General features: G+C 70.5%; 11 protein-coding genes. 8 read left to right on the top strand and 3 right to left on the bottom strand.

The features are described from left to right. The first annotated feature begins 111 nt into the window (after positions 1–111). Positions 112–3279 (top strand): family 78 glycoside hydrolase catalytic domain, encoded by a 3168-nt coding sequence (locus BLT25_RS16050; RefSeq protein ID WP_143033776.1) that lies wholly within the window; start codon positions 112–114, stop codon positions 3277–3279. Between the two features lie 14 nt (positions 3280–3293). Next, positions 3294–6710, top strand: a complete 3417-nt coding sequence (locus BLT25_RS16055; protein WP_091047889.1) for a glycosyl hydrolase — start codon at positions 3294–3296, stop codon at positions 6708–6710. A gap of 8 nt (positions 6711–6718) precedes the next feature. Here BLT25_RS16055 and BLT25_RS16060 read toward each other — a convergent pair whose 3' ends face one another. Continuing rightward, entirely contained in the window at positions 6719–7462 is a 744-nt protein-coding gene (locus BLT25_RS16060; RefSeq protein ID WP_091047891.1) for an NUDIX domain-containing protein, read from the bottom strand. Positions 7463–7595: 133 nt separating this feature from the next. On the opposite strand from BLT25_RS16060, the gene BLT25_RS16065 reads away from it, so the two are divergent. Further along, a complete protein-coding gene (locus BLT25_RS16065) occupies positions 7596–8477 on the top strand; it encodes an RNA polymerase sigma-70 factor (protein ID WP_091047893.1) in 882 nt (293 codons plus the stop codon). A gap of 66 nt (positions 8478–8543) precedes the next feature. Beyond that, positions 8544–9734 (top strand): MFS transporter, encoded by a 1191-nt coding sequence (locus BLT25_RS16070; RefSeq protein ID WP_091047896.1) that lies wholly within the window; start codon positions 8544–8546, stop codon positions 9732–9734. A gap of 157 nt (positions 9735–9891) precedes the next feature. Here BLT25_RS16070 and BLT25_RS16075 read toward each other — a convergent pair whose 3' ends face one another. Together BLT25_RS16075 and BLT25_RS16080 are read right to left on the bottom strand one after the other, a co-directional pair. Beyond that, the gene (locus BLT25_RS16075; protein WP_091047898.1) at positions 9892–10935 is read right to left on the bottom strand and encodes an NAD(P)-dependent alcohol dehydrogenase; all 1044 of its coding nucleotides are present in this window, start codon (positions 10933–10935) and stop codon (positions 9892–9894) included. 352 nt (positions 10936–11287) lie between these two features. After that, on the bottom strand, positions 11288–14701 hold the full coding sequence (locus BLT25_RS16080; RefSeq protein WP_091047901.1) for a M36 family metallopeptidase: 3414 nt from the start codon (positions 14699–14701) through the stop codon (positions 11288–11290). 157 nt (positions 14702–14858) lie between these two features. Between BLT25_RS16080 and BLT25_RS16085 the strand changes: the two genes are divergently transcribed. The 4 genes from BLT25_RS16085 to BLT25_RS16100 all read left to right on the top strand — a co-directional run bounded on the left by BLT25_RS16085 (position 14859) and on the right by BLT25_RS16100 (position 17867). Beyond that, positions 14859–15638: an enoyl-CoA hydratase/isomerase family protein gene (locus BLT25_RS16085; RefSeq protein ID WP_091047904.1), complete on the top strand. Its 780-nt coding sequence runs from the start codon at positions 14859–14861 to the stop codon at positions 15636–15638. A gap of 5 nt (positions 15639–15643) precedes the next feature. Then, positions 15644–15979: a hypothetical protein gene (locus BLT25_RS16090; protein WP_091048804.1), complete on the top strand. Its 336-nt coding sequence runs from the start codon at positions 15644–15646 to the stop codon at positions 15977–15979. A 110-nt stretch (positions 15980–16089) separates the two neighbouring features. Next, positions 16090–16890, top strand: coding sequence for an electron transfer flavoprotein subunit beta/FixA family protein (locus BLT25_RS16095; RefSeq protein WP_091047906.1), 801 nt, complete (start codon positions 16090–16092; stop codon positions 16888–16890). Positions 16891–16913: 23 nt separating this feature from the next. Continuing rightward, on the top strand, positions 16914–17867 hold the full coding sequence (locus BLT25_RS16100) for an electron transfer flavoprotein subunit alpha/FixB family protein (RefSeq protein ID WP_091047909.1): 954 nt from the start codon (positions 16914–16916) through the stop codon (positions 17865–17867). Positions 17868–17885 lie beyond the last annotated feature (18 nt).

A 17885-nucleotide genomic window follows, 5' to 3' on the forward strand; every position in this document is an offset into this window, starting at 1 on the left:
CAGTCTGCTGATGTGACTTCCGTCATAGATGTGACGTGAGACATACTCGACCTCCGTAGGAATTGAATCGTTTCAGGAGGTGCGATGAGAGCCCTGGTCAGCCTTGCGCTCGTGGCGTCAGCTATTGGTCTGATGCCGTCCGCGGCGGTGGCGAGCGGCCCGTCCGACGAGGTGGCCGCCCCGGTGCGGCTCAGCGTCGGAGGGGTGAGCGATCCGATCGGCATCGACGACCTGACCCCGGATCTGCAGTGGCGCAACGGCGTCGGGGTCGCCCGGCAGACGGCCTACCAGGTCCGCGTCGCCTCGACCCGCGGCCGCCTCGGCCGCCCCGACCTGTGGGACAGCGGCCGGGTCCGCTCGGCCTCGATGGCGACCTCCTACGCAGGCGACCGCCTCGGCTCCCGCGACGAGGCGCTGTGGCAGGTCCGCGTGTGGGACGCCGCCGGCCGCGTCAGCGAGTGGAGCAGGCCCGCCTCCTTCGAGATGGGTCTGCTCGACGAGTCCGACTGGCAGGGCGAGTGGATCACCGACCGACGTTGGGCGGAGCCGCTCCACCACGACGTCAGCATCGGCGCGCAGGAGACCCGCTACGTTCGCCTGACCGTGATCGACCTCGGCCGCCCCGGTGAGCCGCTCGACGACCCGGACTGGAAGCCGCGCCTCGAGCTCGGGGAGATCGAGGCCACCCTCGGCGCCGACGGTGCCAACCTGGCCGAGGGCGCCACCGTGACGGTCTCCGAGGAGAACTCCGAGCCGGGCGTGTGGGACCCCGCGTACCTGACCGACGGCAAGGTCACCACCGCGGACGACCCGCGCGGCTACCGCAGCGACTACCACCCCGAGACCGACGTCCAGGACCAGCCGATCGAGATCACGATCGATCTGGGCGAGTCGACGACGATCGACACGATCCGCCTCTACTCGCTGTGGGACGCGCCGAGCGAGTACGGCACCACGCCGAACTTCCCCCGCGACTTCCAGGCCTCCGTCTCCGCCGACGGCACGACGTTCACCAAGGTGGGGCCGCGCACCAAGGTCACCGCGATCTCCAACCTGCACACGGCCCCCGAGGCGCTGCCGGTGCTGGCCCAGGACTTCACCGCCCGCGGTGACGTCGCCTCCGCGCGCCTCTACGTCACCGGCGAGGGCGTCTACGACGCCTCGCTCAACGGACGACCGGTCTCGAAGGACCTGCTGCAGCCCGGCAACACCGAGCACAGCGTGCGGGTCCCGTATGCCACCTACGACGTCACCGGACTGCTCCGCAAGGGCAGCAACACCTGGGGGATCGAGCTCGGCAACGGGATCTACAACGTCTTCAACACCCCCGAGATCCCCAAGCGCTACATGAAGGCCGCCGCCGGGCACGGCGCCCCGCGGGCGATGGGGCAGCTCGAGATCACCTACCGTGACGGCCGGCGCCAGACGGTCGCGACCGGCTCCTCGTTCAAGTCGACCCTCGGCGAGGTGACCTTCTCGAACTGGTACGGCGGCGAGGACCACGACGCCCGGCGCGACCTCGGTGCCTGGAACGAGCCCGGCGCGAACCGTGCCGGCTGGCTCGACGCGGTCGACATCGGCGCCCCGGCGGGCGATCCGGAGCTGGTGGCTCAGCAGAGCCCGCCGATCCGCGAGGTCGACACCCTGGAGACCGTCGCCGTCAAGGAGCCGAAGGCGGGGACGTACGTCTTCGACCTCGGCACCAACTTCGCCGGTTGGCAGCAGCTGACGACCAGCGGACCGGCCGGGACCACGATCACGATGCGACCGGCCGAGAAGCTCAAGGCCGACGGCACCGTCGACCAGGGCAGCGTCGGCGGCGACATCCGGGACCGGTTCACCCTGGCCGGCACCGGCGAGGAGACGTTCACCCCGCGGTTCATGTATCACGGCTTCCGCTACCTCCAGGTCGAAGGCCTGACCACGCAGCCGACCACCGCGACGGTGAAGGGGCTGGTGCTGCGCGCCACCGACCGGGCGGTCGGCTCGTTCACCACCTCGGATGCCCAGATGACCGGGATCCACCGGATCATCGACCGCTCGGTGCAGTCGAACATGTACTCCGTCTTCACCGACTGCCCGCACCGCGAGAAGCTCGGCTGGCTCGACCAGACCAACCTGGTCTTCGACACCCTCGCCTACGGCTACGACGTCCAGGCGCACTACCGCAAGATGCTGCAGGACGTCGTCGACGCCCAGCGGGACAACGGGCTGATCCCGACCACGGCACCGGAGGACGCCCTCTTCGCCGGGGCCTTCCGGCACGACGCCAACTGGGGCGCGACCCTCGCGGTGTCGTCCTGGCAGATCTACCAGTGGTACGGCGACGACAGCGCCATGCGCGCCCACTGGCCGCAGATGGTCGAGTACGCCGACTACCTGGCCTCGATCGCGAACGGTGGCATCGTCTCCGGTGGCCTCGGTGACTGGATCACCCCGGCCTCGCCGGCCACACCGGCGCCGCTGACCCAGACCTGGGCCTACCACCGCATCCTCACCCACATGAGCCGGATCGCGGCCGCCCTCGGGCGCGACGGCGACGCGGCAGCGTACGAGAAGAAGGCCGGAGAGGTGGCGACCGCCTTCCAGGCGACCTTCTACCACCCGGAGACCGGCCTCTACGGCAACGGCGACCAGGCCAGCCAGGCCCTGGCGCTCCAGGGGAACCTGGTGCCGGCAGACCTGCGCGAGGGCGTGCTGGACAGGTTCGTGCAGCAGATCCGCGACGCCGACGACCACATCGTCGTCGGTGAGGTCGGCCTGTACGCCGCTGTCGACCTGCTCTCCCGGGAGCGGCTCGACGACGTGCTCCACGACTGGGTGCAGCGCAACGACGGGGTCAGCTACGGCAAGTTCCTCGCCGCCGGCGCGACCTCGCTGCCGGAGAGCTGGACCAGCTCCGGCGCCTCGCAGAACCACTACATGCTCGGCGCGATCGACGCCTGGTTCACCGGTGGGGTCGCCGGCATCACCCAGGCCGACGACTCGGTCGCCTGGAAGAAGGTCGTGATCGAGCCCGCGCTCGTCGGAGACGTCGCCTCCGCCTCGTCCTCCTACGACTCGGTCCGGGGCACGATCTCCAGCTCCTGGGTCCGGGCCGAGGGCACGGTCAGGCTCACCGCCACGATCCCGCCGAACACCACCGCGACCGTCCGGGTGCCCGTCACCGAGGGCCAGCGGGTCAGCGCGCCCCGAGGGGCCCGCAAGGTCACCTCGACCGTCTCCGGGTTCGCCGAGTTCGAGGTCGGGACCGGCACCTACACGTTCGTCTCCGAGTAAGGAAGTCAAGGACCATGATCAGACTCACCGGCATTCTCGCCGGCACCGTGGCCCTGGCGACGTCGCTCGCGCTCGGCACCGTACCCGCCGATCCCGCGGTGGCCACCCAGGCCTCGAACGAGGCCCAAGGCTTCGACCCGGCGTCCTTCGCCGACCCTCCGAAGGACAGCCGCCCGGCGTTCTACTGGTACTGGACGGGCAACGTGACCCCGGACGTCGTCGACGCGCAGATGGCGGAGATGCGTGACAAGGGCGTCTACGAGGCGGTCCTCTTCCCCTACGGCGGCGACAAGATGCAGCCGGCGTTCTTCACCGAGGCCTGGTTCGACATCGTCGAGCACGTCCTGCGGGAGGCGCAGCGCACCGGGATGCGGATCTGGCTGTTCAACGACAGCAACTTCCCCAGCGGCAAGGCGGGCGGCATCATCGCCAACGGCGGCACCGTCGGGGACAAGACGTACGAGCCGAGCCCCGAGCTGCGTCTCAAGGCGCTGCAGCGCTCGACCCGGGTCGTCGAGGGCCCGGCGACGATCGACCCGGCCGAGTCCAGCGGTCTCAGCGTCGAGGCCGGCCGGCTCGTCGTGGACGCGGCCATCCGCGAGGGCGCGCACCCGATCAGCTCGGGTGCGACCTGGGGCGACTACACCGCGACCGGGAAGGTCACGCTGACCGCCTCCGGCGCGCAGCTCGTCGTACGCGCCTCCGAGGACGGCAGTCGCGGCTACCTCGTCGACGTCGACGTGAAGGGCAAGGCGAGCGTCTGGCGTCTCGACGGCGGCTCGCGGACCCAGCTGACCACCGGCGTGAACACGCCGGGGTTCTCGCCGCGGCGGGAGCAGACGATCAGCGTCACCGTCTCCGGCGACCGGATCCAGCCGGTGATCAACAAGACCGTCCAGCCCGAGGCGGTCGACGCGACGTACGCCACGGGTGCTCCGGCGGTCAGTGCGGAGTTCGGCGGTGTCGGGATCGAGGACGCGGTCGAGGGCCTGCAGCGCGTGCAGTGGAACGACCTCAGCGTCACGGACCCGGCCGGGGCCGCACTGTGGTCCCAGACGTTCGAGGACAGCGAGGCGATCGGCGACTTCGGCGGTCCGCTGGTCAGGCTGGAGGACACGGTCGCGGCAGCGGCTCGTCCGACGGGATCGACCGACGGCGGCGACCTGGTCGAGCTCACCCCGAACCTCGAGGACGGCTCTTGGACGGTGCCGGCGGGGCGCTGGCAGGTGGACACCTTCGCGCACACGACCCTGGTCGACGACACCAGCGGCTACCACCGCGGCTATCTCAACCTGCTCGACCCCGACGCGACCGACCGGCTGCTCGAGGTGGTGCAGGGTGAGTACCTGCGGCGTTTCGGCTGGGCGATGGGCTCGGTGGTGCCGGGCTTCTGGGACGACGAGCCCTTCATCTCCTCGGCCGAGCCGTGGCCCTTCAAGCGGCTCGCCTGGTCCGACGGTCTCGCGGACCTGATCGAGGACGCGGGCGGGTCCCCGGGGGTCGCGTTCACCGCCGCCTCCGACCAGCTCGGCCGCACCGGTGAGCAGTACTCCGGGACGTACTGGCGCGCGGTCAACGACTCGTTCGCGACCAACTACTACCAGCGTCAGGCGACCTGGATGGGCAAGCACGGGCTGCAGCTGATCACCAACCCGCTGCTCGACGAGGAGGGCCCGCAGCAGCGGATGCACAGCACCGGCGACCTGACCAAGAACAACCAGTACGCCCAGGTTCCCGGCACCGACATGATCACCACCGACTACACGGCGGGCAAGCAGACCACCCTGATGCGCAACGCCGCCTCGGCGGCTCACCAGAGCGGTGCCGACCGCGCCCTGGTGGAGGTGTTCGGCAACTCCGGTTGGGGAGTCGCCCCGGAGTACATGCACGCCACGATCGGCGCCCTGGCCACCCGGGGAGCCAACTTCACCGCGCTGCACGCGATGTGGACCGACGAGAAGCAGGTCTACTTCGCACCCCCGTTCGGGCCCGCCAGCACCTACTGGGACGCGATGGGCGACGTCGATGCGTGGATCGGCCGGGTCATGGAGCTCGGCCGGGGGACCTCGCTCGCCGAGACCGCCCTGGTGCAGCCGCAGCGGGCCGCGGAGCAGACCCGCACCACCGATGCCGAGCACGGGCTCGACGACTCGCTCAGCTCGGCGGCGTTCGCCCTCGAGCGCGGCCAGGTCGACTTCGACCTGCTCAGCGACGGCTCGCTCTCGGGCGACCCGGGCACCCGCTTCCAGGCGCGTGCCGACGACGGCGAGCTGAAGGTCGGCAAGGCCCGCTACCGGATGCTGGTGCTGCCCACGACGCCGGTGCTCGACCTGGAGACGGCGAAGACCTTGAAGAAGTTCGTACGCGACGGCGGCCGCGTCGCCGCCGTCGGGGCGCTGCCGGAGCTCGAGGCCAATGGTCGCGACGCGGCGCTGGCGAAGGAGCTGCGGTCGCTGTTCGGTGCGGCCGCCGGCGGCTGGAAGCGGGTCGGTGACGGCCACGTCGCGGTCGTGTCCGACGTCGACGCGCTCGGTGGGCTGGCGGCCGGCGCCGGTGTCTCCGCCGCCGCGCTCAGCCCCGCCGCCCCGGCGGTGCGGGTGCTGCGTACCAGCCGGGACGGGGACGTCGCGTTCCTGGTCAACAACGAGAGCGACCAGGCGATCAGCACCTCGGCGACCCTTCCTGTCGACGGTGTGCCGGAGATCTGGGACCCGCGCGACGGCAGCACCGAGGTGGCCGCGACCTACGACGAGGGCGGGCGCGACGAGACCATCGTGCCGCTGCGGCTGGACCCCTACGAGACGCTCGCGATCGTCTTCCAGAAGGGCACCAGGGCAGGCGCGCACCTGGTCGGTGACCAGGTGGCGACGTCGGTGACCAGGCAGGGGAAGGCGCTCGAGGCGACCGTACTGCTCGACGAGCCCGGGACGACGGCGCTCATCGGCAAGGACGGGCCGCGGATCTACCGTGGCGAGGCCACGGTGACCGACCCGCTGGCACCGATCGCGCTGGACGGCCCATGGACGGTGAAGCTCGAGCGCGAGGGCGAGACGGAGCAGACCAGGCCGCTGGGATCGTGGACCACCATCGACCCCCGCTTCTCCGGGAGCGCCACCTACCGCACCTCCGTCGACGTCACCGCCGCCGACCTGGCCGGCCGGAGGATGAGGCTCGACCTCGGCGACGTGCGTGACATCGCGCAGGTCACCGTCAACGGGGTCGTGCTCCCGCGCGCGATGTGGCGGCCGTACGTCATCGATGCCACCGAGGCGCTCCGTGCCGGCACCAACACGATCGAGGTCCGGGTCACCAACACGCTGCTGAACCAGCGCGGCAAGGCCAACCAGGTCCCGCCGACCTCCGGCCTCCTCGGGCCGGTCAGCCTCCGTCCGCAGGCGGTGGTCGTCGCGGAGCTGAACCCGTCGAGGTGACGTAGGAGCTAGGGGCGGCCCGACTCGGTATAGGTCGGGCCGCCCTTCAGCGCTGCCAGGGCGGCCTCGACCCGGCGCGCGGTGAAGTCGGCGGCCCGCTCGCGGACCTCGTCGAGCGTGCAGAACGCCACCGAGCGGATCTCGCGCGGCTGGAGCGTGGTCTGCTCCACGATCGAGGCCGGGTGGACGCCGCCGTCGAAGACCAGGCAGACGGCGTCGTCCCAGCCGCCCCACGGCGGCAGCCAGTCGGTGAGGAGCAGGTTGCCGGCGGGGAGGACGAGGGCGAGCTCCTCCTCGATCTCGCGAGTGGTGGCCAGCTTCGGCGACTCACCGACCTCCACGATGCCGCCGGGCAGGTCCCAGTCCTTCTTGTAGGTCAGCTGGCACATCAGGACGCGCTCCTCGGCGTCGCGCACCAGCATCTGCCCGATCGCGCGCTTGCGTGGGAGAAACGAGTTGAGCAGCGCTCGGAAGCCCTCGGGAGCCTCCACCGGGGCGTCGCTCGCCACCCGGGCGTAGAGCATCCGGTCCTGGCCGCCCGCCACGCCCCGGAGCAGGCCCTCGCGGTGGAGCCCCGACCAGGTCGCGGTGCGCTGCTCGGTGACGTCGGCCGGGTCGACCAGCGCCTCCACCCGGTGATGGGTGAGCAGCGCGGCGGCCACCTCGCGGCGTACGACGTCGACGGCCTCGCCCGCGGCCCACTCGATCCGGGCAACGCCCTCCGCCACGGTCGTCGTCTCTGGCTCGCTCACGCGACAACCCTAGTGTCACAACCTGATAAGTGCCGGTGTCTGGATGGTGACGAGATGCAAGACACGAGACAGGAGCGAGGATGCCCAGCACGTTCAGGATCCCGGAGGCACCGGCGCCGGTAGGGTCGCGGTCATGAGTGACGAGGCCGCAACGGGAGTGTTCGTCGCTCACCGCAACCTGCTCTTCACGGTCGCCTACGAGATGCTCGGCTCGGCCGCCGATGCCGAGGACGTGCTCCAGGAGACCTGGCTGCGCTGGGCCGAGGTGCCGTTGGAGGAGGTGCGCGACCACCGCGCCTATCTGGTGCGGATCACGACCCGGCTCGCGCTCAACCGCATCCGGACGCTGTCGCGCCGCAAGGAGACGTACGTCGGTCCGTGGCTGCCCGAGCCGCTGCTGACCTCGCCGGACGTGGCCGAGGACGCCGAGCTCGCCGACTCGCTCTCGACCGCGGTGCTGCTGGTGCTGGAGACGCTCTCGCCGACCGAGCGGGCCGTCTTCGTGCTGCGCGAGGTCTTCGCGCTGGGCTACGACGAGATCGCGGATGCGGTCGACAAGTCGCCCGCCGCGGTGCGTCAGATCGCCCACCGGGCGCGTGCCCACGTCGCCGAGCGGCGGCCGCGCGAGTCGGTCTCGGCGGCCGAGGCGCGGCAGGCCCTGGAGCGGTTCCGCGACGCCGCGACCGGCGGAGACCTGCAGTCGCTGCTGGACGTGCTCGCCCCGGATGTCGTGCTCTTCTCCGACGGCGGCGGTGTGGTGCAGGCGGCCCGCAAGCCGATCCACGGCGCCGAGAAGGTGCTGCGGTTCTTCGCGGGGCTGGCGACGAAGTACGGCGTCCCCAGGTTCGAGCTCACCAGCGTCAACAGTGCCCCCGGGATGCTGCTCTACTTCGGCGAGGAGGTCGACGGCGTCGTCACCCTGCACGTCGAGGACGGCATGGTCACCGGCCTCTACTACGTGCGCAACCCCGCCAAGCTCAGCGGCGTCGCCGAAGAGGTCCACCTGGAACGCTGAGGCCGACGTCGGCGCCGACGCGGCGCGTGGGAGGGTGACGACCTACGTGCTGCTGGGAGGTTGTCGATGGAACAGCGGGTCGACGGGCGGCCGCTGCTCGCGGTGCTGATCACGCTCTGCGTGACCGTCACCGCGGCGTACGGCGTCCTCTACTACGCCTTCACCGTCCTGCAGCCGCAGATCGTCGACGCCACCGGGTGGTCGGCGGCCGCGATCACCACCGCGTTCTCCGCCGGCACGCTGGTGGGGGCCGTGGCGGGTATCCCGGTCGGGCGGGTCATCCAGCGCTTCGGGCCGCGGTGGGTGATGGCCGGGGCCAGCGCGCTGGGCGCGGCGTCGCTGCTCGTGGTCGCTGCTGCGCCCTCGTACTGGATCTTCGCGCTGGGCTGGCTGCTGGTCGGGCTCTCGACCGCGGGCACCTTCTACCCGCCGGCCTTCGCGGCGCTGACCCACTGGTTCGGTACCCGGCGGGTCGATGCGATCACGACGCTCACCCTCGCCGGTGGGTTCGCCTCGACGATCTTCGCGCCGCTCACCGATGCGCTGGCGGGGTGGGTGGAGTGGCGATGGACGTACGTGATCCTGGCCGTAGCCTTCCTGGTGCTGACGTTCGTGCCGAGCATCGTCGTGCTCGATCTCGCCTGGCAGCCGACCGCCCCGAGCCAGGACGGCCGACCCGTGCGGGACCGGGACGTGCTGCGGAGCAGCCGGTTCGTGCTGCTCACGATCGCGGGCACCCTGGTCTCGCTGGCCGTGTTCGCCTCGATCGTCCACCTGGTGCCGTTCCTCGTCGAGCACGGGCTGAGCGCGACCACCGCCGCCTGGGCGCTCGGGCTCAGTGGCGCCGGCCAGGTCGCAGGGCGTGCGTTCTACCCGATGCTGGCGCGGCGTTTCGGCGTCCGGGCGCGGATGATCGGAGGAGTGCTGTGGTTCGCGGTCTCCGTCGCGCTGCTTCCGCTGCTGCCCGCGGTCGGCTGGGTGATGATCGTCGTCGCGGTGCTCACCGGGACCGCCCGCGGGCTCTACACGCTCATCGCCGCCACCGTCGTCGGCGACGTGTGGGGCCCGGAGAGGTACGCCGCCCTCAACGGCGTCTACTCGGCTCCCGCCGGGGTCGCGGGCGCGCTCGCTCCTGCGGTGGGTGCCGCGCTCGCCACCGTGCTGGGCGGGTACGACGCGCTCTACTGGGTCCTTGCCGCGACCGTGCTCGTCGCCGCGTTGCTCGCCGGAGCTGCTCTGGCGTCGATGCCGGACTAGGGCGTGTCTCTCAAAGACACGGCGGCCGCGAGCGGCGTTTCGGGCCGATCTGGCAAGGCGGCGCTGCGAAGGCATCCTGGTGGCTGTCGAGCGGCGCCAACGCGGCCAGATCGGATGCGAAACGTCGCGTAGCGGGCGTGGATTTGGGAGACACGCCCTAGGGGACGACGACGGCGCGGCCGCGCAGCGTGCCCTCATGAAGTCGCCGGTACGCCTCCGGTGCCTCGTCCAGGGAGAACCGCTCCGTCTCCACGTGCACGAGCCCGGCGCGGGCCAGGTCGAGGACCTCCATCAGCTCCGAGCGCGAACCCCAGTAGGGACCCCGGATCACCGAGTCGTACGGCTTGGCGAGCATGCCGACCTGGGCGGTGGCGGAGCCGACGCCGACGATCACCAGGTCGCTCTCCACACCGATCACGGACGCGGCCAGGTCGACGGTCGGCTGGGCGCCCACGAAGTCGAAGACGGCGGTGACGCCGCGGGCGCCGACGACCTTGCGGATGTTGTCGGCGGCCGTCTTGTCGGACAGGAAGGCGTGATGCGCGCCGACGTCGGTGGCCAGGGCGAGCTTGTCCTCGCCGAGGTCGAGCGCGATCACGGTGGCGGGGGAGAGCGCCCGCAGCAGCTGGATCGCGACGTGGCCGAGGCCGCCGGCGCCGATCACGACGGCGGTCGAGCCGGCGACCAGCTTGGGCAGCGAGCCCTTGATGGCGTGGTAGGGCGTCAGGCCGGCGTCGGTGAGTGCCACGTTGGCGACCGGGTCGAGGTCGCCGAGCGGCAGCAGGTGGCGGGCGTCCGGCACGAGGACGTACTCGGCCATGGTCCCGTCGGTGCCGAGCCCTGGTGGGCTGATGTGGAGCTCGGCGGCACGCTCGCAGTAGTTCTCCTTGCCCTGCGCGCAGGGATAGCAGCGGCCGCAGCCCTGCGGCCCGTAGATCGCCACCGGCTCACCGTGCTCGATCCCGTGAGCGCCGTCGCCGAGTGCGTCGACGACCCCGACACCCTCGTGCCCGAGCGTCATCGGCAGCGGGTAGCCGAACGTGTTCCAGGCCTCCTCCGGCAGTCCCATCAGGAAGGAGTCGGAGTGGCAGGCGCCGGCCGCGGTGATCTTCACCCGCACCTGACCCGGTGCCGGCTCCGGCACCGGAACCTCGTTGATCTCCGGCGCAGCGCCGATCGTGACGTACCTCAGAGCCTTCATCGCACAGATCTCCAGACCGGCAGGACCCCCGCCCGCCGTCGGTTCAGTTCTACCCCGGGCGTACGCGACTGCGCCATCGCCACGCGTGCTCCCGCGCGATCGCGCTCGACGGCATGGGGGCGAGGACCCTCGCCTCGGATTCCGGGCGGGTGCTTCCGGATGCGCTGCTCGACGCCACTGTCCTGGTCATAGAAACCTGGTCATAGAAAGGCCCCGCTGGCGTCTCGGGTCACCAGCGGGGCAGTCACTACTGTGGCATGCCGGAGCCGCTTCGTCAGCAATTCTGCAAAAACTTGCAATGCAAAATGTTGGCGCGGGCGGGTTGCGGGTCTCTGCAACCCGCCCGGGTGGCCTACTGCCCGAAGACCTGCAGCTCGGCGGCGTGGACGATGGTGCCGCGGTCGGAGCCGGTCTTGCAGTCGGTCGTGGTGAGCGGGTCGGCGTCCTGCTCACCGGCGTAGCCGGCATAGCCCGTGCACTGGTTCTCCAAGGCCACCAGACGGACCGCCGCGGCGGAGGTGTCGGGGACGTCGAAGGTGCGCAGGTTGAGGTCGGGGGCGACCGGCCGCGGGCGCTTTCCGGGGAAGGCGTCGTCGGCCGAGGTGTAGAAGCGCTTCCAGGTCGCGCCGGCCGTGTCGCAGGCGGAGACGCACGCCTCCAGCGCGAACTTCCGCAGTGCGGTGAAGCGCGACCCCGAGTCGGCGTCGGTCTCGGTCGCCGGCGACAGGTAGGCACTGACCCCGACCGTCTTCACGGTGCGGGTCCCGCCGGCCAGGTCGACGGCGATCGAGGGCGTGGTGGCGTCCACGTCGTCCGCGGTCACCCCGCCCCAGTTGGTGCTCTCGGTGCCGTCGATCAGCGCGGCCGGGTTGCGCGAGCCCTCGGTCGAGGTGAGCACCTGGGCGCCGCTGGCTGCCGCGGCGAGGTTGGTCCCGGCCGCGAACGAGACGGTCTTGGTGATCTCGGCGGGGGAGACCGTGACCGTCTTGCGCTGGGCGCCTCCGGTGGCGGAGACGTAGAGGAGTTCGTACGTCCCCGGCACGAAGTGAGCCACCGACCCGAGAGCGGTGTCGGTGAGCGTGTCGGCGATCGGGGTGGCCCGCGCCTCGAAGCGACCGACGTAGACCTTCCCGGGCGCCGGCGCGGTGAAGGTGACCTTGACGTTGCGCGAGGCCGGCGAGGCGAAGCTCGGGGTCGGCTCGTCGCTGTCGGCGGTCGTGGTGGCGTACTGGCCCATGCCGCGGCGGGCGAAGGCATCGGCGATCACCTGGCGGTTGGCGCCGCCGAAGCGCATCTGGTCGGCGGCGAGGAAGGCGTCGCGGGCGTCCAGCATCGAGGTCGCACCCTGCTGGAGCAGGAACGAGTCGAAGACCAGCTGGATCCAACGGCGGTTGCCGGGGCACTTGTCAGCAGCCAGCGGAGAGGCTGTCGTCGTCCCGACCGAGCAGCGCCGCTGCAGGGCCTTGTCGGCGTAGGGGTAGGCGGCGTCGTACTTGTCGACCAGCGCCTTGCGGACCGACCACATCGTGCCGTTCCAGATCTCGCCGTCGGCGTGGACCTCGGGGCCGGTGGTGTCGAACCCGTAGTCGGAGAAGTTGAGCGGGTTCTTGTCGATCGCGAAGTCGCGGATCGCGGTCTCGGTGTTGCCGGTCGCGTAGGTGCCGACGGCCCACGGGGTGCCGCCGTTGTAGAGGTCGTGGGCGAACATGTGCTCGGCCCCGGCCAGGTCGCCCCACGACTCACCCATCGCGCCACCCTGCTCGGAGGTGATCCCGTCGTCGGGACCGCCGATCATCCGGTTGGAGATGGCGTGGGTGTACTCGTGGCCGACGATCCCGAAGTCCAGCGACCCGTCGGTGCAGGGTGCGTAGAAGGCGCCGGCAGCGGGCTGGAAGAGGTACTGGTTGGTGATCCCCGGCACCCCGTCCATCAGGGTCAGCTGGTTGGCGTTGTTGCGGCCGGTCAGCAGCCCGGTCTGCTCGATCACCTGCGAGTCGAGCGCGGCGGCCTGGGCGTTGCCGACCTCGGCGTCGAGGCCGCGGCCGCCACGGCCGAGGTTGTCGGTCTGCAGGTTGTAGTTCTCCTCGGTGAAGCCGAGGAAGTAGGACCAGTCGTGCATCCGGTTGTGGCTCGCGAACAGGTTGCCGACCACGTAGTTGACGTCGTTTCCGCCCGGGACCAGGTTGGTCGGGGCGCACCTGGCGTTGTTCCAGGCGTCGGTGAACTTCCCCGTGTAGTCACGCAACGGCGAGATCGGCGCCTGCTCGAGTCCACCTGCGGCCAGCGGGGAGAGCCAGCCCTCGTGGGTGTTGGCGTTGTTGCCGATGGTCGTCAGCGACGGCACCCCGACGGTCGTGTTGAGCAGCGTGTCCCATGGACCGGCGTTGGCCAGGCTCTTCAGCTCCGGCCCGGTGCACCCGGCCACCTTGGTCCAGCACGCGATCACGTCGTTGGCCGGGACCGCGGCGCCCCCGGTCGAGGCGGCGTCGGGGGTGCCGGGGAAGTAGGACCAGCGCGGGTTGCCGCCCGGCAGGCCACCGGTCTCCGCGCCGGCGTCGGAGGACGCGACGGTCACCGTGTAGCTGCCGAGGAGGAGCGAGTCGTCGAAGGGACAGACCTGGACCGCGTACGTCCCCGGGGCGATCTCGTCGGCGGTGTAGGTCGCGGCCTCGGGGCTGGTGAGCAGGTCACCCTCGACGAGCAGGGTCCCGTCGGGGGCGAAGAGCTTCACGGTGAAGTCGTCGGTCGGCAGGCCGATGGCGAGCGCGGCCAGGGTGCGGGTCTTGTCGTCGGAGATGTCGAAGGTGTGCTTCGGCCCGCAGGCGCCGAGCGCGGTGCCGGTGAACGGACCCTCGACGTCGTTCTCGTGGTCGACGTTGTCACGGCGCAGGAGCACCTCGCCGGTGACCGCGTCGACCAGCACCGTCTGCCCCAGCAGCGTGGCGGCGGCGGAGTCGACGACGGTGGCCTGGAAGACGGGGCGTACCCCCTCGCCGGGGACCGGCAGGGCACGCAGCCGCACCAGCTGGTCGGTCGCCAGGCCGGGGACGGTCAGCTTGGTCCAGTCGGTCAGCTTCGCCGCGAGGTCGGTGACGATCTCGCTGACAGCTCCGCCGGAGATCGGGCGCCCGGCCGAGGCCGCCGCCTTCAGCCACGCCTCGGTCGGGGTGAGCTCCGCCTCCGCGACCGAGCCGGTCACCTTGGACAGCGAGGAGGAGACGTAGGCGATGGCGCCGTCGGTCACGCCCACGGTGACCATCCCCTCGGTGGCGGCGGACAGACCGTCGTAGGTCTGCCGGAAGAGCACCGCATGACCGCCTCCGCCGGCCAGCAACTGGTCGCTGACGAGCTCGAGGTCGCCCATCTGGGCGGCGGTGAGCCCGAAGACCGCAGCGTTGTCGGCCAGGAATTCCCGGGCGGCGGCGACCGGGTCCGAGGAGCCGGCCGTGGCCAGCACGCCGTCGGCGGTGGTCAGCGAGGTCGGGGTCCCGTGGGCGTTCCAGCGGATGTCGACGGCCTCCAGGGCCCGGGCCGCGGACTCCTGGGCCGAGGTGGGCGGCACGCGGTCGCGTACGTCTTGGCCGGCATCGGCCTGGTGACCGAGCAGCCCGCCGGAGCGGGCTGTCTCGGCCGTGGCAGTGGCAGTGTCATCAGTAGTGGAGAGCGCGGCACCCGAGACCGGCGTCGCCAGTACGACAGCGCCGAGGGCGATGCTCAACGCGGCACCGAGGCTCACCCGGATGCGACTGGAACGTGTTTCGGTCATATGGGCCAAACGTCCCTTTACCGGCTCGGGTTACGCGATACACGCAACGCCTGTACCGCGAACCCGCAGACGAGAGACGGAGGGCACCCGATAGTGTTCCGGACACATGTAACCGGCTTCACAGGCAGGCCATCAACAGACAGGGGAGAGCGGCACGATGGGTGACTTCGTCAACCTCACCGTCGAGGACGGCATCGGCACGATCCGGCTCGACCGGCCGAAGATGAACGCGATCAGCTTCCAGGTGCAGGCCGAGCTGCTCGAGGTCGCGACCGAGGCGGCCGCCGACGACGACGTACGCGCCGTCGTGGTCTACGGCGGCGAGAGGCTCTTCGCCGCCGGCAACGACGTCAAGGAGATGGCCGGCCTCTCCTATTCGGAGATGGCCAAGCGGGTCGCGGGCGTACAGGCCGCGGTGACGGCCGTCGCCGAGATGCCCAAGCCGGTGGTGGCCGCGGTGACCGGCTACGCGCTGGGCGGCGGCTGCGAGCTGGCCCTCGCGGCCGACTTCCGCATCGCCGCCGACGACGCGACCTTCGGTCAGCCGGAGGTCCTGCTCGGCATCATCCCGGGTGCCGGTGGCACTCAGCGGCTGGCACGGCTGATCGGGCCGTCCAAGGCCAAGGATCTGATCTTCTCGGGCCGCTTCGTCAAGGCAGACGAGGCGCTTGCAATCGGCTTGGCCGACCGGCTCGTACCGGCGGCCTCGGTCTATGAGGAGGCGCTCGCGTGGGCGAGCCAGTTCAAGAAGGCGGCACCGTTCGCTCTGGCGGCGGCGAAGACGGCGATCGACAAGGGGCTCGGGGCGGACCTCGCCACCGGGCTGGCCATCGAGCAGCAGCAGTTCGCCGGCGTGTTCGCGACGCAGGACTCCCAGACCGGGATGGGATCGTTCCTGGAGAACGGCCCCGGCAAAGCCAACTTCGAAGGGAAGTGAAGCTCGTGTCCGACACCAAGACGTCCACCGGCCCGGGCATGGTCCACACCATCCGGTCCTACGCCGCCAGGGTGGTCTGGGTGATCGCGCTGCTCGCCGCGCTGGCGCTGGCGATCGGAGCGCTGATGATCGCGCTCAAGGCGAACCAGGACAACACCCTCGTGGCGTTCGTCCTCCACGTCGCCGACATCGCCGACCTGGGCCTGTTCTCGCGGGAGAACGGCATCAAGCAGTTCAGCGGTGAGGACGCCGAGATCAAGAACGCACTCTTCAACTGGGGCCTCGGTGCGCTGGCGTGGCTGATCGTCGGCCGCATCGTGGCCGGTGTGATCCGGCCCTGAGGCCATGTGACATTCTCAACGCGTAGGCACCTGTCATCGTATGTGACTGACGGGTAACATCGCTGGCGAACTACGACCATTCCAGGAGGGGCCGGCAAGGCCGCACCATCATGAACATTGTTGTGCTTGTGAAGTACGTGCCGGACGCGACCGCGGACCGGCAGTTCGAGGACGACTTCACCGTCGACCGCGTGAACGTCGACGGTCTGCTCTCCGAGCTCGATGAGTACGCGGTTGAGCAGTCGTTGCAGATCAAGGAGAAGCGCGAGGGTGAGGAGATCACCGTCACCGCGCTGACTGTTGGTCCCGAGGCGGCCGAGGCGGCTGTGCGCAAGGCGCTGCAGATGGGCGCCGACAAGGGCGTCCACGTCGTCGACGACGCGATCGCGGGCTCGGACTCCATCGCCACCTCGCTGGTGCTCGCGAAGGCGATCGAGAAGATCGGCGCCGAGACCAAGGTCGACCTCGTGGTCGGCGGTCTGGCCTCGACCGACGCCGGTATGAGCGTGGTCCCGGCGATGCTGGCCGAGCGTCTCGGTCTGCCGCAGGTCACCCTCGCTGCGGTCGTGGAGACCCAGGGCGACCAGGTCCGGATCAAGCGTGACGGCGATGTCGCGACCGAGGTCATCGGTGGCACGCTGCCGCTGGTCCTCTCGGTGACCGATCAGTCCGGTGAGGCCCGCTACCCGTCCTTCAAGGGCATCATGGCGGCCAAGAAGAAGCCGCTGGAGTCCTGGTCGCTGGGCGACCTGGGTGTCGAGGCCGCTCAGGTGGGTCTGGGTGCTGCCTACACCGAGGTTCTCGAGACGGCGGCGCGTCCGCCGCGTACCGCTGGTGAGATCGTCACCGACGAGGACGGCTCGGGCGCCAAGGCGCTGGCCGACTTCCTCGCGTCCAAGAAGTTCATCTGAGGCCGAGAAAGGATCTTTGAATCATGGCTGAAGTTCTCGTTCTCATCGACCACGTAGCTGGTCAGGTCAAGAAGCCGACCTACGAGCTGCTCACCCTGGCCGCCAAGCTCGGCGAGCCGTCCGCGGTCTACATCGGTGCTGCCGACGGTGCCGCTGGTGCCGCGGAGGCCGTCAAGGGCTACGGCGCCGAGAAGGTCTACGTCATCGACGACGCCCAGATCAAGGGCTACCTGGTCGCCCCGCGGGCCGAGGCGCTGGCGCAGCTGGCCGGCTCCGCCTCCCCGGCTGCGATCCTGCTGCCCTCCTCCGCGGAGAACAAGGAGGTCGCGGCCCGGCTGGCGATCAAGCTCGACTCCGGTCTGATCACCGACGCCGTCGACCTCGACGACTCCGGTGTGGCGACCCAGTCGGTCTTCGCCGGTAACTTCACGGTCAAGGGCAAGGTCACCAAGGGCACCCCGATCATCACGGTCAAGCCCAACTCGGCCGCTCCGGTCGAGAAGGCCGGCGCCGCTGCGGTGACCCCGTTCGAGGTGACCATCTCCGATGCCGCCAAGACCGCTCAGATCGTGGCCTCCCAGCCGCGTAAGGCCTCCGGTCGCCCGGAGCTGACCGAGGCCGCGATCGTAGTCTCGGGTGGTCGTGGCACCGGCGGCGACTTCTCCGCCGTCGAGGGTCTCGCCGACGCGCTCGGTGCCGCCGTTGGTGCCTCGCGTGCCGCGGTCGACTCCGGCTGGATGCCGCACACCTTCCAGGTCGGCCAGACCGGCAAGACCGTCTCCCCGCAGCTCTACGTGGCCAACGGGATCTCCGGTGCGATCCAGCACCGTGCCGGTATGCAGACCTCGAAGACCATCGTCGCGGTCAACAAGGACGAGGAGGCACCGATCTTCGAGCTCGTCGACTTCGGTGTCGTGGGCGACCTGCACACCGTCCTCCCGGCGGTCACCGAGGCCGTCAAGGCGGCTAAGGGCTGACCCTCTGAGCCTGGGACG

Origin of the sequence: Nocardioides sp. YR527 (assembly GCF_900101045.1) — a bacterium.
Taxonomy (GTDB): Bacteria; Actinomycetota; Actinomycetes; order Propionibacteriales; family Nocardioidaceae; genus Nocardioides.